A 23,661-nucleotide genomic window follows, 5' to 3' on the forward strand; every position below is an offset into this window, starting at 1 on the left:
GGAGATTTTTAATTTATGAAAAAAATAATCAAATCTACAATCATCTCCTTTACTTTTGCGTTAACGTTGGCACTCACCTATCCACTGAATGCTGCGGCTAAAGCAAATGGAGGAGAAGTTCAAACTAATGGTGTCATCAGCTTTTATGAAGAGAGTTCTTCAACTGAAATCTCCAGTACAACAGAATCTTCTTCTATATTAGAACCATCAACAAGTGAACCAAAAGTGGTGAAACCTGTTGGTCGTTATCCAAGTACAGGTGAGATGGTGAAGACAAGTCTTGTCTTTACAGGGATTGCTTTAGTAGTGATTGGTTTACTTCTGTTTTTCTGGAAACGTAAGAAAGAGCATGAAGGGCGGGATGAATGATGGAAAAAAAATCTAAACTAATTTCGTCACTTATTTTATCGCTCGCAGTATTATCTTCATTATCATGGGGACACACTCAGGTTTATGCTGAAACGGGATCAATCAATGGTTCTGGCACCATTAAATTTGAGGGAGAATATCCTCAAAATATTGTTGACCCTGAAAAACCGGGTGAAATTGTTGATCCTGGTGAATCTCCTAAATTAGAGGGAGATTTAAGAATCGATTTTGTGCCAAGATTCGATTTTTACCAGAATAAAATTTCTAATAAAGATGAAGTCTATTACGCGAATGCCCAAAATTTCTTTGGTGCAACGAAGCCTAGAGGGAATTTTGTTCAGGTTACTGACTTGAGACAAAAGCCGACAGGTTGGACTTTACAGCTTCGTCAAGAAATGCAATTCACCAACAATGATACAAAAAATAAAGAAATCAAAGGCGCAATGCTTTCACTAGATAAATCTTGGGTGAATTCTACCAAAAACCTTATTGAGGCTCCACAGTTGTCAAAAGAAATTATTAACATAGACAATGTGGGCGCTTCATACAATTTAGCTCAAGCTAGTTCAGGACAGGGCAGTGGAACTTGGACAATTTCCTTTGGTGCATCAGAAGAAAATAATAGTAACCAAAAGAACACCTTAGAGCCAAGACTGGATAAGGAAGGGCAAGCAGTGCTTGATCCAATCTTTGATCAAAAACCTGTCTATCAAAATAGAGCAGTTTCATTATCGATACCGGGAACAGCGATAGTTGAGCCGGTACCGTACACTACGGTGTTAACTTGGATATTAGCCGAGTTGCCATAAATAACACACACACAAACACACACAATACTAGGAGGAAACACACATGAAAACAAAAACATTATGTTCAGTAGCTTTATTAGCAGTAGTAGGAGCAAGCTTATCTTTACCAGCAGCAGCAAACGCTGAAGCAAAATCACAAGCAGCAGAGGGTACAATGACTTTTACAGAAGATAACGATCCTAAAGATATAGTTGACCCGGAAGATCCAGAGAAACCAATCGTAGAACCAAAAGAACCAATCATCATTAACCCAGATCGCGGTTCATTCAGTATCGATGCTGTAACAAAATTGGATTTTGGTACTGATAAAGTTAAAGCTTTTGCAGAAAACCCTGAATATTATGCAGCAGCAATTCCAGCAAAAAATGCTGATGGCGATATCACTCGTGGAAACTTTGTTCAATTCACAGACGTACGTGGTACAGCAAACCATAAATATACAGTAAGTGCACAATTAACAAAACAATTTGAAGCGGGCGCAAATGCCGGTACTTTCTTGAAAGGTGCTACAATTGACTATTCAAATGCAGTAATCACTTCTAAAGATCCAGCGGCTCAATGGCCAGCGACTACAGTTGCAGGATTTCAATTAGCACCTGATGCAGCAGGAACAGGTACTGGAGATTCAGTTCCAGTATTAGAAAACAAAGATGCCTCAAAAGGTATCGGAACTTATACAATTGAATTTGGTCAATATGGTGACGGAACTGCTGATACAACAGCTGACTCTGTTAAATTAACTGTACCAAATACAAATATTTTATTAGCTGATACTTACACAGCTGAAATCACTTGGTCAATTGCTGAAGTATTATAATTTAAACTAAATAATAGGTTGGATTATAAATGATGCTTTAAGTAGTCATGTTTCAAATGAATGGCGAGACAGAAATTAAAAAGTATTTCTGTCTCTGCCTTTTTAAAGGGAGGGATATCGATGAATAAAAAGAATCTATTATTTTTATTAACAACAGTTATTATAGCAGTATTTCTGCCAGTCACAACCTATGCAGAAGACAGCAGTAGCGGCAACGCAACTGGCTTTACATATGAATCAATTAAACCGGACAATCAAAGAGATACAGGGGCAGGTTACTTTGATTTAAGGATGACGCCTGGTCAAAAACAAACGGTCAAAATCAAAATCAAAAATTTAGCTGCAGAAGAAATCGAAGTCTCTGTAAAACTCAATAGTACAAAAACAAATGCGAACGGAGTTGTAGAATACGGTCCAACGACAATAAAAAATGATAAGTCGCTAAAATATGATTTTGAAAAAATAGTTAAAGCACCTGAGACAGTTAAAGTACCAGCAAAAGGTGAACAGGATATTGACATAGAAATAAATATGCCAGAAGCCTCATTCGATGGAATGATTGCAGGTGGGATTCAACTTCAAAAAGTTGAAAAAGAACAGAAAAATGAACCGAAAAAAACAGGAGTTATCAACAAATATGCTTATGTTATTGGGATGATCCTTACGGAAACAGATAAAGAAATACTACCAAATTTAGAATTAAACAAAGTGTATGTTGATTTAAATAACTTTAGAAATACCTTTTTCGTCAACTTTTCTAATGTTGAAGCAGCTTATTTAGAAAACATGACAACACAAGTTCAGATCATGAAAGAGGATAGTGACGAAGTATTATATGAAACTAAACGTTCAGGTATGCGAATGGCACCCAATACATTGATCAATTTTCCAGTTAGTATGGAAGGAGATCGGATGGTAGCGGGAAATTACCGTGCGAAGATCCTTGTAACAGCTGGGGACAAAAAATGGAACTGGGATGAAAACTTTAAAATCACAGATGAGGAAGCAGATAAGTTCAATAATCAGGATGCTGGTTTAGAAGATGTTCAAACGTTCAACTGGAAATTAATCGCAGGGATTATCGGTGGGGTCGTTGTTTTAGCAGTAATTATTTTTCTAGTAATCAGAACGATCGTCAAAAAGAAACAAGCAAAAAAAAAGCTAGCAAGAAAAAAGAAGTCAAGAAAATAACTAAAACGGAGACAGTGAGGAGGTAAAGAAATGACAATATTAGATTGGTTTTTTATTATTTCTTTGTCTCTAGCCAGTATCGGTTTAGTATTCTCAGGTATTTCTTTTTATCTGATGACTCAAACGAAAAAGGCTTTGAAGAAAGTAAAAAGAACAAAAGTAAGTAAGAAAAAACGTAAACAAAAGAAATATAAAGTCAGAAAGTTGTTACAGAAAAGTAAAAAGCAGCGTAACTGGGGCACAGCCTTAATCATACTCTTTTTACTCTCTGGATTTACAGCAGGTTATTCTTTGTATTACCAAGCAATGCATTTAAGTCAGAAAGATTCTAAGGCGGTAGTTCAAGGGTACTACTTAATGGATAATCTAGAAAATGAACTGAAAACAGCAAAGGCGACAGAGAATGACGTGAAATCAGGGAAAAATATCAAGTTGCTAGCAGGACAGCTATCTAGTTATGGTATCTACAAAGCAACAATTAGAAACAGCGAGGCTGGACAAAAGAAATTGAACAAGTACTACAAATCAATGAAAGAGTTAGGGATTAATTTGTCCTCTCAACCAAACGATTTCTTTAAAAATGAGACTCTTTTGAATGAATTTGAAATGGATTTAGCCACAGTTAAGAAAAATCATGAAGAAGTTGTTCACTACTTTAATATTAATAAAAATGCGTTGGTAAATAAAAAATAGCCTGGTGATTTTATGGAAAAAACAACTCATAAAAAAGAGAATAGAGATGTTAAGAAGAAGTCAGGGCAAAAAAAATCAGTCAAAGTACCCCAAAGAATTTCTAAAAAAGCACAGAAGAACCAAAGGAACACTAGACCGAATAACCATAGGAAAAAGAAAGTAACGAAACGAAAAAAAAGATTTAAAAAATTAACTATTCTTTTTTTTGAAATAGTGTTAACTCTGATTGTGACACTGAGCATTTTATATATTACTTCTCTTTTTACATTCACTTTTGCAAGGGTAGAAGGTTATTCGATGAGTGAGACGTTAGAAGATGGCGATGTTGTTATAGTCAATAAAATGGCCCAAATAAAGCGGTTTGATCTTGTTTATATCAAGGTGCCAAATTCAAAGGATAAATCTGTCCGTCGAATTATCGGGTGTCCAGGTGATAGTTTATACTATAAAAATGGACAGCTCTTTATTGATGAACAAGAAAAAGACGAAAGCTTTATTGCAGATTATAAAAGACAATTTGAACAAGATGGAATGATTTATACAGAAGATTTTACATTAAAAGCATTGACTGGTGATCCAACTATTCCTAAAGGAAAGTACCTTGTTTTAGGAGACAACCGTCCTTATGCCACCGACAGTCGCTATTACAAATTAGTGGATGAAAAAGAGCTTATCGGAAAAGTGGAAATGAGGGTTTTACCGTTGCATAAGATTCAGAAAGTTAAATAACTTATAAGGAAACAAGGACCTGAAATACGCCTTGTAGTATGCATCATCGAATCACTTCGTTCTTCGTAAGATATGAAAATCTGATTGGGGTTTAATATGGTTGCTTTTTTTTACCATCGTTTATTTGGATTTTAAGGGGCTGGGATCTAACTCGAAGAGTTTTGTCCCAGCCTTATGTTTTTTAGTAAAAAAATAAAGTCAGTTAAAAAACGAGTTTTTTATAATGATATCTGTTATAATTGAAACGTTACAAGTTCCCGAAAGGATTTGTTTAGAGCTGTATAAAAGTATATGTAATGCTTTGATTGCTTGACAAAGATGCCTTGTAACCGAATATGATTAGGGGGAATACATTATGACAGAGAGACATTTATTTACATCAGAATCTGTTTCAGAAGGACATCCGGATAAGGTTGCTGACCAAGTGAGTGATGCAATACTAGATGCGATTTTAGAACAAGATCCTAAAGCCCGTGTGGCATGCGAAACAAGCGTTACAACTGGGTTAGTTTTAGTTTTTGGAGAGATTTCTACTACAGCTTATGTAGATATTCAAAAAGTCGTTCGTCAAACACTGAAAGATATTGGCTATACTCGAGCTAAATATGGTTTTGATGGAGACACTGTTGCAGTTCTGGTTGCAATTGATGAGCAATCGCCAGATATTGCACAAGGTGTAGATGATGCGCTAGAAACACGTGGTGACAAAGATACTAAAGATGATATTGGTGCTGGAGATCAAGGATTGATGTTTGGTTTTGCAGTAGATGAGACACCAGAACTAATGCCTTTACCGATTTCGTTAAGTCACAAACTTGTGCGCCGTTTAGCACAATTGCGTAAAGAAGAAAAACTTCCTTATTTACGCCCAGATGCAAAATCGCAAGTCACAGTGGAATACGATGAAAATGGTAAACCACAACGTGTAGATACCGTCGTGATCAGTACACAACATGATGAAGAAGCTACGCTGGAGCAGATTCAAGCAGACGTAAAAAAATTCGTTATTGAAGAAGTGATCCCAGCAGATTTATTAGATGAAGAAACAAAATACTTTATTAATCCGACAGGTCGCTTTGTTATTGGTGGACCACAAGGTGATGCTGGTTTGACCGGACGTAAAATAATTGTCGATACTTACGGAGGTTATGCTCGCCACGGTGGCGGTGCCTTTTCAGGTAAAGACGCGACAAAAGTCGATCGTTCTGCAAGCTATGCCGCTCGATACATTGCTAAAAATATCGTTGCAGCTGGTTTAGCTGGAAAAGTTGAAGTACAATTGGCTTATGCGATTGGTGTAGCACACCCCGTATCGATTTCAATCAATACTTTCGGGACAAGTAATGTACCAGAAAGCAAATTGATTAAAGCCGTTAGAGAAAACTTTGACCTGCGTCCAGCAGGAATAATTGAAATGCTTGATCTACGCCGTCCAATCTACAAGCAAACGGCAGCATATGGTCATTTTGGTCGTACAGACATTGAACTACCTTGGGAGCAGACGGATAAAGTCGATGCAATCAAGAAAAGCTTGATGGAGTAAACGAGGCGGCGCTACTAATGAAAATTAGTGGCGCCGTTTTGCTGCAAATCACTGCGACTGCTGCGCAGTGCAGAGCAGATGATGAGCAGTACTAGGCGACCAAAGGGAGCGTAGTTACCTTACTAGTGAATCACCAAACGCTGTAATCCCGAATAACCAATAGCAGTCAGCAACAGAAGTGCTTGTAACCACCAAACGCCATAAATAAAAAAACAAATAGAAGTCAACTAGCCATAAAACCATGAAGTAAGTAGCAACAAATCTAAAAACGCTAATAATAATGTAAAGCCTCACAATCGTACTAACAAAACTCTGTAAATGAATTTATAAGTAACTTTATTAAACAAAAAATATCAAAAAGGATGGAGATACATGGAAAGAAAAACAAACGTCAAACTTGTAACAATCAGCGTTTTCGTTGCAACGTTTATGACAGCAATCGAAGGAACGATCGTTTCAACAGCGATGCCAACGATCGTAGGATCACTGCACGGCATGGAAATTATGAACTGGGTCTTTTCTATTTACTTATTAACCAATGCAATGTTAACACCGATTTACGGAAAGCTAGCAGATAAAATTGGGCGTAAACCGATATTCATGATTGGAATTATTATTTTTATTATCGGTTCGTCACTTTGCGGCTTAGCACAAAATATGATTACCTTGATTATTGCTCGAGCAATTCAAGGAATCGGGGCAGGGGCAATAATGCCAGTTGCTTTGACGATTTTGGCTGATATCTATTCAATTGACAAGCGTGCAAAAATGTTAGGTCTGAATAGTGCAGCTTGGGGAATTGCCAGTATTTTTGGTCCGCTTGCAGGTGGATTTATTGTAGATACAGTTGGTTGGCATTGGATTTTCTTCATTAATGTACCGATAGGACTTGTCTTGATGGGCTTGATTGCTTATTTTTTAGTGGAGCCGAAAAGAGAGAAATCTAAAGTACCAATGGATATTTTAGGTAGTGTTCAGCTGATGTTCGTTTTATTAACGCTATTATTAGGATTCCAATTAATTGGTGATGGCGGTTTTAGTTTAAAAGTGTTCCTGTGTTTGGGGGCATCTGTTTTATTCTTCATTGGATTTATCTTTGTGGAAAAAAGAGCCAAAGATCCTGTTATCGATTTGATGCTATTTAAAAATTCCACGTTTGTGATCGTTAATATCGTAGCAGCTTTGATCAGCGGTTTTTTGATGGGTGTGGAAGTATATATTCCAATGTGGATGCAAGGCGTTTTAGGTAAAAGCGCAGGAATTGGTGGCTTGGTATTAGCACCAATGTCGATTTTATGGATGGTAGGATCGTTTATTGCCAGTAATTTAATGGAGAAACATACAACCAAAAGAGTGCTGACTATTGGCTTGAGTATTACTTTGTTAGGTGGTATTTTCTTAGTGTTGGTTCCAGCGACCATTTCATTTGTCTGGTTCTTCGCAATTTCTTCTGTTTTAGGAGTTGGCTTTGGGATTACGATCACAACAACAACTGTGACTGCTCAAAGTAGTGTGGATCCATCTGAGATGGGTGTTGCAACGTCATTTAACACATTGGCTAGAACCATCGGACAAACGTTGATGGTGTCGATTTTTGGGGTTATTATTAATGCAGTGACAACTTCAGAACTGGCGAAAAGTTCGTTAAAAGTCGATCCTGATGTGATGAATCAACTTGTTAATCCACATACGGCGAACACGATTTCAGCAGATTTATTAAAACCTTTGCGTGGTATGCTGTATGCAGGTCTTCATAATGTGTATGTAGTTGGAATTGGATTGATCATTGCTGCGATTATTTTAAATGTAAGTGTTAAAAAGAAAATAGCTAAGTAGAGGAGTTACTTTTTCTTTAGAAAAAAAGACCATATAATGCGTAATTTTGACATAAAAAGTTCATAGTTACTTTGTATGATTTAGCTATACCAAAAGCAAACAACTTTTAGCACAATTATTTTTCATTTTTAACTCCTCCTCTGCTCGTTCTTCTAAGAAGAACGAGTATTTTTTTAGTCAAAAAATACTCAAATTAATGCTACAATAAAAGAAAACAAAAAATGAGGGATGTTGAATGGCTTTTCTACAAGCAAATATTTATTCAAACGTATTAGAAATGGAAGTATCAATGAATGTTATCTTGCCTCAAAAAACGGAGAAAAAAATCGGTTCAGCGACAAAAGGAAATTCTACTGATGTCCCTGTTATGTATCTGCTTCATGGGATGGGTGGAAATCATAGTGTGTGGGAACGCCGGACATCAATAGAACGTTATGTTTCAGATTTAGGTTTGGCTGTGATCATGCCATCTACAGATCTTGGTTGGTACACGGATACAACTTATGAAATGAATTACTGGACGTTTATTTCGGAAGAACTGCCGGCTATCTGTCAGGAATTATTTCCCCAAATAACAACGAAAAGAGAAAAAACGTTTGCTGTAGGACTCTCAATGGGCGGATATGGTGCTCTAAAATTGGGACTAACTAAACCTGAAAACTTTGGTGCTGTGGCTTCCTTATCAGGTGCTGTGAATCTTGCTGACAGAATAGAAGATTTGTTAGCGGTCAAAGGGAGAAAGTTTTGGGAAGGAATTTTTGGTCCGTTAGAAAAGGTTCAAGGATCGATTAATGATCCCATGTTTTTACTAGATCAGTTAGCTGCAAGTGGTAAAAAAGTACCGAATATTTTTCTTTGCTGCGGTGAAGAGGATCTACTTTTACATGGAAATAAAAAAATGGCGGAAGCACTGACAGCTCATAATATCGAGTATACATTTGAAACAGGTCCTGGTAACCATGATTGGATTTTTTGGGATGCTTGGATTCAACGGGTGCTAGAGTGGCTACCTTTAGGGAAATAAATAAAAAATAGGCCGAGACAAAAGCGTTTAGCTCCGAGAAATAAGAGGGAATTCACGAAAATTGCTTTTCAAATTTTTGTGAATTTCAGCTTATTTCCGAAGGAGCTGCTTTTTTCTCGCCGTTTATTCGGATTTAGAGCGCGAAACAAAACTGTTTTTTAGTTTTGTTCCACGCTCTTTCTTACGATTAGATGAATGTATCTAACCCATTCAAAAACACTCGCAATGTTTTCATAAAAAAATCTTTTTGCTTTTCTTTTTGCCGATATTGAATACTTTCGCTGATATTATTCAGCTCATGTTCTTGAACATATTGTTTCATCAAGATAATTTGCTTTTTCAAATAGTCGTCGCCAGCCATGACTTTATTATATAATTTCTTCTCCTCGGCAGAATCCATCAGCATGCCAAATAGTAAATGCTGTAAAGAGGTGATTGTCATATAACTTAATTCGATGGAAAATCCAGCTTTATTAAGAATACCTAGAATGGCATCGAGATTTCTTAAACGAGAGGGGTATGAAGGAATTGTTTGAATTTCGATTTCAATAGCGCAAGGATATTGTTGATACAATTCATAGTAATTTTCCATATAAGCATATAGTGTTTCTTTCCAGTTTTCTTTCGGTTTTGGTGGTATAAAATGATTCTCTATCTCTTCGGCCATACTTTGAAGTAGCGCCTGTTTATTTTCTACATGCCAATAAATCGCAGGAGCTTGAATCCCAAGTTTTTGAGCGACTTTACGCATGGATAATTTTTCTAATTCAGGATTTTCACTTAATAATTGAAATGCTGCATGAACGATTTTTTCTTTTGATAATTTTTCTTCCAAATTTCTCATCCTTTTATCTAAAAATATAAGCTAACTTCTTGAATTTCATTTCTAAAAATGGTAAATTGTTATGCGGCCTAATTTTACAGTGTTAAGTTTGTGAAGTCAATGATGACAGCGCATCTAACATTACCACATAATAACATTAAATGATCGTTGAAAGTTGCACAACGAATCGGACAAGGCTAGTTTTACAAAGAAAGTTGGGATACAAGTGAGTATTATTATGGAACATGTAAAAAAGTACAAGCTGGAAGTTACCATAGCATTGATTACCGTTATTGTCATGGTCATGTCAGCGTTATGGCAGCCTAAACTATTACAAAAAGTGTTAGAAGCAATTATTAAAGATGATAAGAGTCAAATGAAAGAGCTTGGGTTATATTTAATTGGAATCGCAGGTCTAGGCTTGATCGCTGGTGTTTTCAATACGATTTATTCTGCAAAAGTTGCACAAGGTGTAAGTGCAGATATTCGTGAAGCAACATTTCGTAAGATCCAGACATTCTCATTTGGAAATATCGAAGAGTTTTCAGCGGGGAATTTAGTTGTTCGTTTAACAAATGATGTGACTCAAATTCAAAACGTGATCATGATCGCACTACAGTCATTATTTAGAATCCCGATTCTGTTTATCGGTAGTTTTATTCTAGCGATGATGACACTACCGCAATTATGGTGGGTGATTGTTTTACTAGTCATTGCAGTGTTCATTATCACAGCATTATCATTTTCTCAAATGGGCAAACATTTTATGATCATTCAAACATTGATCGATAAAGTAAATGGCTTAGCAAAAGAAAATCTTTTAGGGATTCGTGTAGTTAAATCTTTTGTACAAGAGAAAAATGAGTTAAATCGCTTCACCAAAGTCAGTGAAGAATTGACGAAACATAACTTAATCGTGGGTACGCTTTTTTCAGTAATGATTCCATCTTTTATGTTGGCAGCTAATCTAGCGGTCGTAGGATCGATTTTCCTAGTTAGTAACTTAGTCAAAGACGATCCAACCGTTATTGGCAGTATAGCGTCATTTATGAGTTACTTAATGCAAATCATGATGGCAATCATTATCGGTGGAATGATGATGATGATGACTTCTCGTGCAGCTGTTTCAATCAAACGGATCAAAGAAGTCATGGATACAGTACCAGCACTTACGTATAAAGATGTACCAGAACAAAATTTAGATGGCAGTGTAGTTTTTGAACATGTTAGTTTCCGTTATCCAGGAGATGATTCAGATACATTGAAAGATATTTCATTTTCTATAAAACCTGGTGAGATGGTCGGAATCGTAGGCGCTACTGGTGCAGGTAAATCAACCTTAGCTCAGTTGATTCCTAGATTATTTGATCCTTCTGAGGGGAAAGTAGAAGTCGGTGGTATCAATTTGAAAGAAGTCAATGAACACAGTTTACGTAAAGCTGTATCTTTCGTGTTACAAAAAGCGATTCTTTTCTCTGGCACGATTTCACAAAATCTGCGCCAAGGAAAAAGAGATGCCAGTGAATCTGATATGTCGCGGGCAACTGAGATTGCACAAGCAAAAGAATTCATCGAGAAGTTATCGTTACAATATGAAGCGCCAGTTGCTGAACGAAGTAATAACTTTTCGGGAGGACAAAAACAACGTTTATCTATTTCACGAGGTGTGATCGGAGATCCTAAGATCTTGATTTTAGACGACAGTACAAGTGCGTTAGATGCTCGTTCAGAACGGTTAGTTAGAGAAGCATTAGATAAAGATTTAAAAGAAACAACGACGATCGTGATTGCACAGAAGATTTCTTCAGTTGTTCACGCAGATCGTATTTTGGTTTTAGATAAAGGCCAATTAGTGGGTGAGGGAACGCATGAAGAATTAGCGAAAACAAACCCAATCTATCAAGAAATCTACGAAACACAAAAAGGAAAGGATGAAAATAATGACTGATTTAATAAGAGCTAGTAAATTCTTTTTTCATTATTTAAAGCGGTATAAACTTTCCTTCTTGTTTATCTTTGTGACAATTGTTATTGCAACCTATTTACAAGTTAAAGCACCTCAATTTGTTGGGGAAGCGATTCAAGAATTAGCCAATTATGTGGGTGCTTTGATGCAAGGAACAGATGATAAAAGCAAATTTATTGATATTATCTGGAAGTTATTGATTTTTTATGTGCTGACAAGTGCAGCAAATTTTATTTACAGCATACTATTTACTCAAGTTGTTGGAAAATCAACAAACCGGATGCGTATTGGATTATTCAATAAATTAGAAAAATTAACGATTCGTTTCTTTGACTCTCATCAAGATGGAGAAATTTTAAGTCGTTTTACTAGTGATTTGGATAATATTCAAAATAGTTTGAATCAAGCATTGCTTCAAGTTTTGACGAATGCTGCATTGTTTGTAGGAATTTTGATTGTGATGTTCCGTCAAAATGTTCAATTAGCCTGGGCGACGATTGCTTCTACACCTGTAGCGATCTTGATTGCTGTAGTTGTGATCAGCAAGGCACGAAAATATGTTGATATCCAACAAGATGAAGTCGGTAAATTAAACGGCTATATGGATGAAAAGATTAGTGGACAACGTGTGATCATCACAAATGGTTTACAAGAAGAAACAATCGATGGATTTTTAGAACATAATGAAACAGTGCGTAAGGCAACCTTTAAAGGTCAAGTATATTCTGGTCTACTATTCCCAATGATGCAGGGGATGTCCCTTGTAAATACCGCTATTGTGATTTTCTTTGGTGGTTGGTTAGCGCTAAATGGTGACTTGGAAAAAACAGTTGCTTTAGGTTTAGTAGTAACATTTGTTCAGTATTCACAACAATATTATCAACCGTTGATGCAAATTTCTTCTGGATACAGCATGATCCAGTTAGCAATCACAGGAGCTCGTCGTTTGAATGAAATGTTTGATGAGCCGGATGAAATTAATCCAAAAGATGGAAAAGAAATCGATGGCGTCAATGAATCAGTTTCCTTGAACCATGTTGATTTTGGTTATGATCCAGAAGTTCCGATCTTAAAAGATGTTACAATTAACGTTAAAAAAGGTGAAATGGTCGCTTTAGTTGGACCAACTGGCTCAGGTAAAACAACGATCATGAATTTATTGAATCGTTTTTATGATGTAAATAACGGTTCAGTTACCTTTGACGGAACAGATATTCGTGAGATCGATTTAAGTAGTTTACGCTCTCATGTGGGGATTGTATTGCAAGATTCAGTCTTATTTTCTGGAACGATTCGAGCAAATATTGCGTTTGGTAATCCGGATGCTTCAAATGAGGAAATCATAAATGCAGCTAAACAAGCGAATATCCATGAGTTTATCATGGAGTTAGAAAACGGCTATGATACAGAAATCACTGAAGAAAATAATGTTTTTAGTACAGGTCAAAAACAATTGATCAGTATTGCTAGAACCATCATTACGAATCCTTCATTATTGATTTTGGATGAGGCAACTAGTAACGTAGATACGGTGACAGAAGCCAAAATCCAAAAAGCAATGGATGAAGCAATCAAAGGCAGAACGAGCTTTGTGATTGCGCATCGCTTAAAAACAATTTTAAATGCAGATCGTATCGTCGTTCTAAGAAATGGTGAAGTGATCGAAGAAGGAAGCCATCATGAATTATTGAAACAAGAAGGTTTTTATTCGGAATTGTATCATAATCAATTTGTGTTTGAATAAAATAGTTAAGTGGTTTATTTTCTTTAAGAAAGCTTGAAAAAACAAGGTGATTCTTTTTTTGTAGGAGAATCACCTTGTTTTTCTATTTAGATTGTTAAGATAGATTTATTTTTTCTCAATACAAAATAAAATTGGTGGGTTATTTTTCTGATTGATAAACTGATAAGTCAATACGCTATAGGTTTCTTGCGGTAGCTCTTGGCAATAATTTTGTACAAGGGTTAATTCCATTTCACCACCAAGATGCCCATAATAAACGACTATAATAATTCGACCTTTGGGTGCTAAACGAGGAAGCAAGGCATCTAGAGCCTTTTTTGTTGTATCTGGTTTTGTGATAATTTGCTTATCACTTTTAGGAAGATAGCCTAAATTAAAAATAGCAGCAGTTAGTTGTGTTTTTTCTGGAATGGTTCGATTAATCGTTTCATGCCCTTTATGAACTAAAGACACGTGATCCGTTAAGCCTAGTTCTGTGAGTTTTTTTTCAGTATTTATCAGAGCTTGTTCTTGAATATCAAAAGCATAAACCAAACCAGTTGATCCAACAAGATCAGCTAGGAAAGCTGTATCGTTACCGTTTCCCATCGTAGCATCAACAACAGTATCTCCTTTTTGAATAACTTCTTTTAAAAGAGTGTGACTAAAACGAAGTGCGGTCTGTAACATTAATGCAGGACCTCCTTAGCCATACGAACATTCTGGCATCCTTGAAAACTATTCCGACGTTTCATTTCATCATCGATCGCATTTAATACTTCCCATTTTTTTAAACTCCACATAGGACCAACCAAAGTATCTGTTGGAGCATCACCAGTTAGGCGATGGATTACGATTTCTGGTGGAATCATTTCCAGTTGGTCACAAATAACATGGACATAGTTTTCACGTGTCATCAATTGCAAGCGTCCTTCGTGATAATCTCTTAACATCCGTGTATTTGTCATTAAGTGAAGTAGATGCAATTTGATTCCTTGAATATCAGAATCAAGAATTGTTCGGCGAACATTTTCTCTCATCATCTCTAAACTTTCACCAGGCAAGCCATTGATCAGATGCGTACAGACGCGAATATTGTGTTTTCGTAATTTTGCTACACCATCCAGATAAGTTTGGTAATCATGTGCTCTGTTGATTGTATTACTGGTATTCTCATAGGTAGTCTGTAAGCCTAATTCTACCCATAAATAATAGCGCTGGTTCAGTTCTGCTAAATACTCAACAACATCATCAGGCAGACAATCTGGGCGAGTACCAATCGAAATGCCGACAACGCCTTTTTCATTGACCACTTGCTCAAAACGATGTCGAATCACTTCAACAGGCGCGTGAGTATTTGTGAAATTTTGAAAATAGACGATATATTGGTCGACATTCGGCCACTTTTTGTGCATCATCTGAACTTCTTTTTGAAATTGAATGGGTAAAGGATCTTTAGGCGCTACGATCATATCGCCTGATCCTGAAACACTACAAAAAGTACAACCGCCCTTAGCTACCGTTCCATCTCGATTAGGACAATCAAAGCCACCATCTAAAGGGACTTTAAAAATTTTACCGCCAAATTGTTCGCGTAAGGCATAATTCCATGTATGATAACGTTTATTAGGATCTTCCGTATATAAAAATTTAGACATCGTTCTTCTTCTTTCTATTGTTGTTTACTTTTAAAGCGCCAGACAAAGCGTTTTTCTAAATAAATCGGGTAGGTCATCAATAACCAAGCTAAACCAAAACAAAAACCACCTAAAACATCACTAGGGAAATGAACACCAACGTAAATCCGGCTGATACCGATCAGAAAAATACCTAAACCTAAGATACTTTGTAAAAATAAACAAAGGTTTTTTTGCTTAATAAATTGTGGTAGCAATAAAATGATCGTTCCATATAACAGAACGCTTCCAGTTGAATGTCCACTAGGAAAACTATAGCTATGCTCAGTTACTAAATGATTTAGGGCCGGACGCGGGCGCATAAATAATAGCTTGATCAATGGGTTTGCGATGCCAGCGATCAATGCTGTATTGATTAAAAGCCAGAGAGTTTCAGCATAATATTTTCCTCTAAATAGTATAAACGCAGTGGCTAAAGTCAAAAGCCCAATGGTCAATGGATCAGCAAACTTTGTATACCAAATAAAAAATTGGTTCGCTGAAGGATATGGTGTTCGTACGATTGTTGTGATTGTTTGATCGAAACCTTTTAACCAACCAGAATAAAAACGCACTACATAGCCTAAAAACATAAAGACAACTAAAAAGCAGCTACCAGCAAATTGATAATATAATTTATTTTTCATGAAATATCCTTTCCAGATTAGATAAAGTTTATTATAACATCAAATAATTAAGAACACATCTGAGAATCACAAAAAAAGAAGCCTATACGAAAACTTTAAAAGTTCAAGTATAGGCTTTGAATTCAATAGAATGTTACCCCTCATCTCCATCTTGATAATCAGATGGACCTTCAACTGAAATATCTCCAGAATTTGTTTCCAAAGTGAGTGTTTTTGTACCTTTTCCTCGTTTGTAGGAAGTTCGCTCTTTTCCGAAAATCGTACTATCGCCCAACTTAGTTTTTGTTTTGATCATTACATCATATAAGATTTCTTCTGTGTGTAGATCAATACTTCCTTGTTGGGATTCAACGAGTAATTTTTGGGGAATTTCTGTTCCATATAACGAAAAATCACCATTGGTACTTTTAACTTTGACTTCGCCTTTAAGATCAGTTACCTGGATCTCACCATTTGTTGTCTCGATTGTAGCAATTCCTTTGACACTATTTATATAAATATCTCCAGAAGTACTAGCAGCAGACCAAGTAGATGCAGCAAAATCATTTAGTTGAATTTCGCCGTTTGTAGTTTTGAATGAAGCATCATCTGTTCGGACATCGGTATGAACATTAAGATTACCATTCGTTGTTTCGATTGTTAATTTTTCTGAATTACTATCACTAAGGTTGATATCCCCATTACTCATTGAGATGGATAAATCCTTTGTTCGAGTGTTTGAAAGATAGATTGCTCCGTTGGCTTTTCCGTCGATGACTATGCGTTCAGTATCATCAGGAATCGTTAAGGTTACAGCAGAACCACGATCGAAAATATCAAATTTTAATCCGTTTGACTCTTTCTTTTTTTTGCTACTATTTGCTGAAACAGTCAGTTGATTATTTTTTTCTTTAACGTCTAAGGAACTGTTAAGTGAAACAGGTACAGAACTTCGAGTGTTCATTGTGATTTTATTTGAATTTTCAGTGAGAATATAAAAATCTGCGTTGCCTGAAAGATCAAGATGAATTTCTTTTGTATTTTGTTTGTTTTTTATCTCATATGTTTGCGTTTTTGTGTCGGTCATAGAATTTTCAGCGCGTCTGAAATAGACAGCACTGCCGATTCCGCCGATGATCATGGCTAAAACCCCAATGGTTAGAAAAAAAGCAGTTGTCTTTTTCATGCTAAATCTCCCCTCTCAAAACGCGAATATTCCATTGTAAATAACGTTTGAATACTTTTCCAAAAAATTTTGTTAGCGGCGTTAGAATCAGCAAGCCAATAACACCCGCACCAGAAAGAAAAATACTGAGGAACAACTGGAACATCGTCCCGTCATTAAAGCCAGCAGAGACTGAAATTCCGCCTAAAACCGGTGAAAGTAAGAAAACAACCGCCACTAACCAACAAGAAAATAAAACCATAACAAATGCAAAAATAAGCCAAAACATCAAAAGAAAATTAAAAGAAAGAACACCAGCAATCTGACAAAATCGTGTAAATCCATTGTGTTGAGGACGTTCGTAAGAATGGTAAGTCTGCTCATAAGGGTGCTCAGGTACTTCTTCGTAGTAATAGTCTTTGTTTGCAACAGGCTCAATTTCTTGCCAACCATCACGCTCAAGTTTTTTTTCAGGGACAGTGATGTCAAATTCTTGTAAGATTTCTTCGGCGATGCCTCTTGGTTTTCCTAAACTTTTAGCGATCTCCTCTTCGGTTTCACCGACAGCTAAACGTTCTTCAAAGATTGCCTCATATTTATTCAAGATAAACACTTGCTGTTGGGCAGTTAAAGGTTTTAAATAGATCTTTAATTCGATTAAAAAGTGTTCCTTATTCATCTTGTTCCCCCATCTCATTTTCAAATCCGTTACTTCTTCTCAACTATAATTTTTTTTGGGTGTAATAACAAGCCTTTAATTAAAAAATCAGCCTAAGGTAAAGAGAGTAATCAGTCTTGAGACCTAGTCTCGTTGAAAATGAGGTATGATGATTGTGATAAAATCAAAAAGAAAGAAAAAAATTACATTTTTGTTTTAATAACTAATGAAGAAAAATCGAAAAATATTTCTATTTTCTTTAAAAAAGGGTATACTATAAATCAAAGAATACTTTTTTAGAAAATTCGGAGGATATATTATGGAGAAGTACAAAATATCAAGAAAAGAGCGGAGAAAAGCTGAACAGAATAAGATGACTTCTGATCAGCTAAAAAAAGGAACCACTATGCTTAGCTCTGCGATTGTTGTCTCATCAATTGCTGCACCTATTGTCGCGCCAAAAATTGCTGAAGCGTCTGAAGATAAAATTCCAAGTGAACAAGTAAGTTACTCAGATACCAACACACATACAGAAGTCGTTCAAACACAAACAACGGCGACTGATTCAAACAATTCGATGACACAAGACACTCAGTCAACAGCACCTGAGACATCTTCAAGCGAAGAAACGTCTGAAACACAAGAATCATCAGAATTAAATACATCAGAAACAGCACAAAGTACTGAGGTAACCGAATCTACAGAAGAATCAACTGAAGCGACTGATTCATCCTCCACTGAAACGGAAGAACCAAAAACTCCAGACCTTTCGATGCGTGCAGCTTTTTCTGCGCAATCTAGAAGTGTCAGCCCAAGTACCTTTATCGCTGAAATAGCCGGACACGCTCAATCTGTGGCTGCAGCGAACGATCTTTATGCTTCTGTAATGATGGCTCAAGCAATCCTGGAAAGTGACTGGGGGAAAAGCACATTAGCAGCAGCTCCAAACCATAATTTATTTGGAATTAAAGGAAGTTATCAAGGGCAATCTGTTACGATGAAGACGTGGGAAGTTATTAATGGTCAGTGGATTCAAGTAAACGCTGCTTTTAGAAAATACCCATCTTTTTCAGAGTCATTTGGGGACAATGCCTATGTTTTAAGAAATACTTCATTTCAAGCAGGAGTATATTATTATTCAGGCGCATGGAAGAGCAATACAAACTCTTACAGAGATGCAACAGCTTGGTTAACAGGTCGTTACGCGACAGATCCTAGTTATAATACTAAATTGAATAATATTATTACAACATACAATCTAACTCAATATGACTCACCTTCATCTGGAGGCGGTAATACAGGCGGTAATACCGGAGAAGGAAACACTGGTGGTAATACAGGGGGAAATAACGGTGGGAACACAGGAGGCGAAACAAGTGGTCAAGATGTGATTCACACCGTAAAAGCTGGCGATAGCTTATGGGCGTTATCTGCAAAATATGGCACCTCGATCGCTAACATCAAAAATTGGAATAAGCTTTCTGGTGATGTTATCTATGTAGGCCAAAAATTGATTGTGAAAAAAGGATCTGGCAATACTGGTGGAGGTAACACTGGAGGAAATACTGGTGGCTCAACAGGAAATACCGGCGGTTCTGGTAATGCAGGAACAACAAATTCTTATTACACAGTAAAATCGGGTGATTCGCTATGGGCAATAGCCAATGCAAATGGCATAAGTATTGCGAATTTACGTCAATGGAATAATTTAAATGGCGATATCATTTATCCAGGCCAAAAATTAATCGTGAAAAAAGGATCTGGCAATACTGGTGGAGGCAGCGCTGGAGGAAATACTGGCGGCTCAACAGGAAATACCGGCGGTTCTGGTAATGCAGGAACAACAAATTCTTATTACACAGTAAAATCAGGTGATTCACTATGGGCAATAGCCAATGCAAATGGCATAAGTATTGCGAATTTACGTCAATGGAATAATCTAAATAGCGATATCATTTATCCAGGTCAAAAACTGATCGTGAAAAAAGGATCTGGGACTACTGGTGGAGGCAACACAGGAGGTAATACCGGCGGCTCAACAGGAAATACCGGTGGTTCAAATACTGGATCAACCAGTAGTTCTTACACAGTAAAATCAGGTGACTCATTATGGGCGATTGCCAATGCAAATGGTATAAGCGTTGCAAATCTACGTCAATGGAACAATTTAAGTGGAGATATTATTTATCCAGGTCAAAAATTGATTGTGAAAAAAGGCCAAGGCGGCTCGTCAGGTTCTAGTAGTTCAACTGGTAATCAAGGTGGCAGTCAAACCGCGGGCTTACATACTGTGAAAAGCGGAGATACACTATGGGGACTTTCTCAAAAATATGGATCAAGCGTTCAAAAAATCAAACAAATGAACGGTTTATCTGGCGATATCATCTATATTGGTCAAAAGTTGAAAGTTAAATAAAACAATTGAAATTGACTGAAATATTTGGTAGTATGATAGCACATGACAGATATCTAAACAGTGAAGAGGAATAGTAGAAAGAACCATGTTTTAGAGAGCGTATGGTTGGTGAAAATACGCACAGAAGCTTTCGAACTCGCCTTTGAGTTATTTTACTGAATGAGTGCAGAATTGCTCTTTGAGCTTTTTCTGATACAGATGGATGACGAATAGTAATTCGATGATTCTCTAAACTTTACTAAGTAAGATCGGTGACGACCGTTAGCGCGTTGAGGCTTGTAATAATACAAGTAAATTTAGGTGGTACCACGTTGTAGATCACACGTCCTATAGGAATATTTTCCTGTAGGACTTTTTGTTGTTCATCACTACACTTCATTTTGATCTAATCAATTTCTAAGAGCTAATGCCCTAAAAATTGAGGATTTACGACGGGCTATGCCAGCACAGATGAAGAAAGACACAAGGTATAAAAAGGTATCAAACGAGTGAATCAATACCAAGTAAACATTCAACAAAGCGATTCTAAGAGAATGCAGAACCAGCGTCATCAAACATTATTAATAAAAATGCTACTTAAAATAGGAGGAAACAAACGTGAGTTACGATCATAAAGTAATTGAGAAAAAATGGCAAAAATATTGGGCTAAGCATAATAGTTTCACTACCCACGATGATGTTAGTAAAGAAAAATTTTATGCCCTAGATATGTTCCCTTATCCATCTGGGCAAGGTCTTCATGTTGGACATCCTGAAGGTTATACAGCAACAGATATTTTGTCTCGAATGAAAAGAAGCCAGGGATATAGTGTTTTACATCCAATGGGATGGGATGCTTTTGGTTTGCCAGCAGAACAATATGCTCTAGATACTGGTAATGATCCAGCTGAATTTACGAAAAAAAATATTGAAACATTTAAACGTCAAATCAATTCATTAGGATTCAGTTATGATTGGAATCGTGAAATTAATACGACAGATCCTGACTACTATAAATGGACCCAATGGATTTTCACAAAACTGTATGAACATGGTTTGGCTTATGAAGCAGAAGTAGCAGTCAACTGGGTGCCAGAGCTTGGAACAGTAATTTCAAATGAAGAAGTTATTGATGGAAAAAGTGAACGAGGCGGTTATGATGTTGTCAGAAAACCAATGCGTCAATGGATGCTGAAAATCACAGCGTATGCAGATCGCTTACTAGATGATTTAGATTTAGTTGATTGGCCAGAAAGTATTAAAGACATGCAGCGCAATTGGATTGGGCGTTCTGAAGGTGCCAATGTCACGTTTAAAGTAGCGGGGACAAAAGAGGAATTTACAGTATTTACGACTCGTCCAGATACATTATTTGGTGCAACTTATACCGTTTTAGCACCTGAATTAGAATTGGTGAAAAAAATTACTACACCTGAACAAAAAGAAGCTGTAGAAGCTTATATAGAAGCTGCTTCTAAAAAATCTGATTTAAATCGGACAGATTTAGCCAAAGAAAAAACTGGTGTCTTCACAGGTGCTTATGCAATCAATCCAGTTAATGGGGCTGAAATTCCAATCTGGATCGCAGATTATGTTTTAGCCTCTTATGGAACTGGCGCAATTATGGCTGTTCCTGCTCATGATGAGCGTGATTATGAATTCGCAAAAGCATTCAATATCGATATCATTCCAGTATTAGCAGGAGGGAATATCGAAGAAGCACCATTCACAGGCGATGGAGCACACATCAATTCTGAGTTTTTAGACGGTATGAATAAAGAAGAAGCAATAGCTAAAATAAATGAATGGCTAGAAGAAAATAAAGTAGGGAAAAAAGAAGTTAGCTATCGCTTACGTGATTGGTTGTTTTCTCGTCAACGATACTGGGGTGAGCCAATTCCTGTAATCCATTGGGAAGATGGGACAACAACAACTGTTCCAGAATCTGAATTACCTTTAAGATTGCCAAAAACAGATGATATCAAACCAAGTGGAACAGGAGAATCACCACTTGCGAATATTACTGAGTGGATCAATGTAGTCGATCCTGAAACAGGTAAAAAAGGCAAACGCGAAACCAACACGATGCCGCAATGGGCGGGAAGCTCATGGTATCATTTACGTTATATCGATCCACATAACAAAAATGAAATTGCTAATTATGAAAAACTAGAACGCTGGTTGCCAGTAGATATTTATATTGGTGGAGCGGAACATGCCGTACTTCACTTGTTATATGCACGTTTCTGGCATAAATTCTTATATGATATTGGTGTTGTACCAACAAAAGAACCATATCAAAAACTCTATAACCAAGGCATGATCTTAGGTCAAAGTTTCCGTGATAGTCGAGGAGTACTAGTCCCTACGAATATGGTTGAGAAACGTGATGGCGTTTGGGTGAATAGTGAAACGGGTGAAGAGCTAGAAGAAGCACCAGCTAAAATGAGTAAGTCATTGAAAAATGTTGTAAATCCTGATGATGTTGTCGAAAAATATGGTGCGGATACCCTGAGAATGTATGAAATGTTCATGGGTCCCCTTGACGCATCGATTGCTTGGAGTGAAAATGGGCTTGAAGGCAGCCGTAAATTCTTGGATCGTGTATGGCGTTTGATTGTAGATGAAAATAATAAAATGCGTGACCGCATCACGACTATCAACGACGGACGTCTAACTAAGGTTTATAATCAAACAGTGAAAAAAGTGACAGAAGATATGGAAAATCTCCATTTCAATACTGCAATTTCTCAATTGATGGTCTTTGTAAATGAAGCGAATAAAGTGGATGTTTTACCGTATGAATACATTGAAGGCTTTGTTCAATTACTAGCGCCAATCGCACCACATATCGGTGAAGAGCTATGGGCAATCCTTGGAAATGAAGAGAGCTTGACGAATGCACCTTGGCCAACATATGATGAAGCTGCATTGATCGAAGATGAGGTCGAAGTCGTTTTCCAAGTTAACGGAAAAGTTCGTACAAAATTAAATATCGCTCGAGGGTTGAGTAAGGAAGAGTTAGAAGAGAAAGCATTAGCAGCAGAAGAAATCCAATCGTTTATTGAAGGGAAAACAGTACGTAAAGTCATTGTTGTTCCAGATAAATTGGTGAATATTGTAGCGAATTAAATCTATTAGAAACAGAGGTGCTGAATAAAATCAGTATCTCTGTTTCACTATAAATAGGAATGTGAGGGAAAAAATGATCAGTCATATGACATTTATCGTTCGAGATTTAGAAAAAGCTACCCTGTTTTTTGAAACAATATTTTCTGCAAAAGAGATTTATTCAAGTGGAACAGCGATGTTTTCTGTAGCGCAAGAAAAATTTTTCCTGATCGATAATCTTTGGATAGCGATTATGCAAGGGGATTCTTTACCAACAAGGACATATGATCACATTGCATTTAAGATAGAAGAAAGTGAGTATGACAATTACTTAGCGAAAATCAACACTCTCGGATTAGAAATAAAAGCTGGCCGTTCACGAATTGAAGGCGAAGCAAGCTCTATTTATTTCTACGATTTTGATAATCACTTATTCGAACTGCACACAGGAACTCTGGAAGAACGATTAAAACGTTATCGACAAGGGGCTAAATAAACACATTTTGC

Annotated in this window: 20 protein-coding genes, 1 riboswitch and 1 other annotated feature; of the genes, 14 read left to right on the forward strand and 6 right to left on the reverse strand. The window is 36.7% G+C overall.

Translation table 11 applies throughout. The annotated features are described in order from the left end of the window. Nucleotides 1–15 precede the first annotated feature (15 nt). From I583_RS00220 to I583_RS00260, 9 genes are all read left to right on the forward strand, one after another. Nucleotides 16–369 carry an LPXTG cell wall anchor domain-containing protein gene (locus tag I583_RS00220; protein ID WP_010762519.1) on the forward strand — a complete coding sequence of 118 codons (354 nt, stop codon included), beginning with the start codon at nt 16–18 and terminating at the stop codon, nt 367–369. Next, on the forward strand, nt 369–1,178 hold the full coding sequence (locus I583_RS00225; RefSeq protein ID WP_010762520.1) for a WxL domain-containing protein: 810 nt from the start codon (nt 369–371) through the stop codon (nt 1,176–1,178). The genes I583_RS00220 and I583_RS00225 overlap by 1 nt, the downstream gene beginning before the upstream one ends. Nucleotides 1,179–1,221: 43 nt before the next feature. Next, nucleotides 1,222–1,995 carry a WxL domain-containing protein gene (locus tag I583_RS00230; RefSeq protein WP_010762521.1) on the forward strand — a complete coding sequence of 258 codons (774 nt, stop codon included), beginning with the start codon at nt 1,222–1,224 and terminating at the stop codon, nt 1,993–1,995. Nucleotides 1,996–2,115: 120 nt separating this feature from the next. Then, the gene (locus I583_RS00235; protein ID WP_010762522.1) at nt 2,116–3,186 is read left to right on the forward strand and encodes a WxLIP family cell surface protein; all 1,071 of its coding nucleotides are present in this window, start codon (nt 2,116–2,118) and stop codon (nt 3,184–3,186) included. Nucleotides 3,187–3,216: 30 nt separating this feature from the next. Continuing rightward, complete coding sequence (locus I583_RS00240) at nt 3,217–3,879, forward strand: hypothetical protein (RefSeq protein ID WP_010762523.1); 663 nt, start codon at nt 3,217–3,219, stop codon at nt 3,877–3,879. A 12-nt stretch (nt 3,880–3,891) separates the two neighbouring features. After that, nucleotides 3,892–4,608, forward strand: a complete 717-nt coding sequence (gene lepB, locus I583_RS00245) for a signal peptidase I (RefSeq protein WP_244264852.1) — start codon at nt 3,892–3,894, stop codon at nt 4,606–4,608. 242 nt (nt 4,609–4,850) lie between these two features. Continuing rightward, a riboswitch (SMK box riboswitch) is annotated at nt 4,851–4,966 on the forward strand. Further along, nucleotides 4,964–6,151 (forward strand): methionine adenosyltransferase, encoded by a 1,188-nt coding sequence (gene metK / locus I583_RS00250; RefSeq protein WP_010762525.1) that lies wholly within the window; start codon nt 4,964–4,966, stop codon nt 6,149–6,151. (Overlaps the previous riboswitch by 3 nt.) A 372-nt stretch (nt 6,152–6,523) precedes the next feature. Then, complete coding sequence (locus I583_RS00255; protein WP_010762526.1) at nt 6,524–7,987, forward strand: MDR family MFS transporter; 1,464 nt, start codon at nt 6,524–6,526, stop codon at nt 7,985–7,987. Between the two features lie 235 nt (nt 7,988–8,222). Then, nucleotides 8,223–9,011, forward strand: coding sequence for an alpha/beta hydrolase (locus I583_RS00260; protein WP_010762527.1), 789 nt, complete (start codon nt 8,223–8,225; stop codon nt 9,009–9,011). Nucleotides 9,012–9,198: 187 nt separating this feature from the next. On the opposite strand, the gene I583_RS00265 is transcribed toward I583_RS00260, so the two are convergent. Beyond that, nucleotides 9,199–9,846: a TetR/AcrR family transcriptional regulator C-terminal domain-containing protein gene (locus tag I583_RS00265; protein WP_010762528.1), complete on the reverse strand. Its 648-nt coding sequence runs from the start codon at nt 9,844–9,846 to the stop codon at nt 9,199–9,201. A 226-nt stretch (nt 9,847–10,072) separates the two neighbouring features. Here I583_RS00265 and I583_RS00270 point away from each other — a divergent pair, with 226 nt between their 5' ends. Further along, on the forward strand, nt 10,073–11,782 hold the full coding sequence (locus I583_RS00270) for an ABC transporter ATP-binding protein (RefSeq protein WP_010762529.1): 1,710 nt from the start codon (nt 10,073–10,075) through the stop codon (nt 11,780–11,782). After that, complete coding sequence (locus I583_RS00275) at nt 11,775–13,544, forward strand: ABC transporter ATP-binding protein (protein ID WP_010762530.1); 1,770 nt, start codon at nt 11,775–11,777, stop codon at nt 13,542–13,544. Before I583_RS00270 ends, I583_RS00275 begins: the two co-directional genes overlap by 8 nt. Before the next feature lie 105 nt (nt 13,545–13,649). Here the strand turns inward: I583_RS00275 and mnmM are convergent, their stop codons facing one another. From mnmM to I583_RS00300, 5 genes are all read right to left on the reverse strand, one after another. Then, complete coding sequence (gene mnmM, locus I583_RS00280) at nt 13,650–14,213, reverse strand: tRNA 5-(aminomethyl)-2-thiouridylate-methyltransferase MnmM (protein ID WP_010762531.1); 564 nt, start codon at nt 14,211–14,213, stop codon at nt 13,650–13,652. After that, the gene (gene mnmL, locus I583_RS00285) at nt 14,213–15,181 is read right to left on the reverse strand and encodes a tRNA modification radical SAM protein MnmL/YtqA (protein ID WP_010762532.1); all 969 of its coding nucleotides are present in this window, start codon (nt 15,179–15,181) and stop codon (nt 14,213–14,215) included. The genes mnmM and mnmL overlap by 1 nt, the downstream gene beginning before the upstream one ends. 14 nt (nt 15,182–15,195) lie before the next feature. Beyond that, complete coding sequence (locus tag I583_RS00290) at nt 15,196–15,846, reverse strand: phosphatase PAP2 family protein (RefSeq protein ID WP_010762533.1); 651 nt, start codon at nt 15,844–15,846, stop codon at nt 15,196–15,198. A gap of 133 nt (nt 15,847–15,979) precedes the next feature. After that, entirely contained in the window at nt 15,980–17,011 is a 1,032-nt protein-coding gene (locus tag I583_RS00295) for a DUF4097 family beta strand repeat-containing protein (RefSeq protein WP_010762534.1), read from the reverse strand. A gap of 1 nt (nt 17,012) precedes the next feature. Then, nucleotides 17,013–17,669 carry a DUF1700 domain-containing protein gene (locus I583_RS00300; protein WP_010762535.1) on the reverse strand — a complete coding sequence of 219 codons (657 nt, stop codon included), beginning with the start codon at nt 17,667–17,669 and terminating at the stop codon, nt 17,013–17,015. A 298-nt stretch (nt 17,670–17,967) separates the two neighbouring features. On the opposite strand from I583_RS00300, the gene I583_RS00305 reads away from it, so the two are divergent. From I583_RS00305 to fosX, 3 genes are all read left to right on the forward strand, one after another. Further along, nucleotides 17,968–20,064, forward strand: a complete 2,097-nt coding sequence (locus I583_RS00305) for a muramidase family protein (RefSeq protein ID WP_016249884.1) — start codon at nt 17,968–17,970, stop codon at nt 20,062–20,064. Nucleotides 20,065–20,115: 51 nt separating this feature from the next. After that, nucleotides 20,116–20,397 (forward strand) — a binding site (T-box leader). A 264-nt stretch (nt 20,398–20,661) separates the two neighbouring features. Then, nucleotides 20,662–23,175, forward strand: a complete 2,514-nt coding sequence (gene leuS, locus I583_RS00310) for a leucine--tRNA ligase (RefSeq protein WP_010762538.1) — start codon at nt 20,662–20,664, stop codon at nt 23,173–23,175. A gap of 73 nt (nt 23,176–23,248) precedes the next feature. Further along, the gene (gene fosX / locus I583_RS00315; RefSeq protein WP_010762539.1) at nt 23,249–23,650 is read left to right on the forward strand and encodes a FosX/FosE/FosI family fosfomycin resistance hydrolase; all 402 of its coding nucleotides are present in this window, start codon (nt 23,249–23,251) and stop codon (nt 23,648–23,650) included. The last annotated feature ends 11 nt before the right edge of the window (nt 23,651–23,661 follow it).

Origin of the sequence: Enterococcus haemoperoxidus ATCC BAA-382 (assembly GCF_000407165.1) — a bacterium.
GTDB lineage: Bacteria > Bacillota > Bacilli > Lactobacillales > Enterococcaceae > Enterococcus_L > Enterococcus_L haemoperoxidus.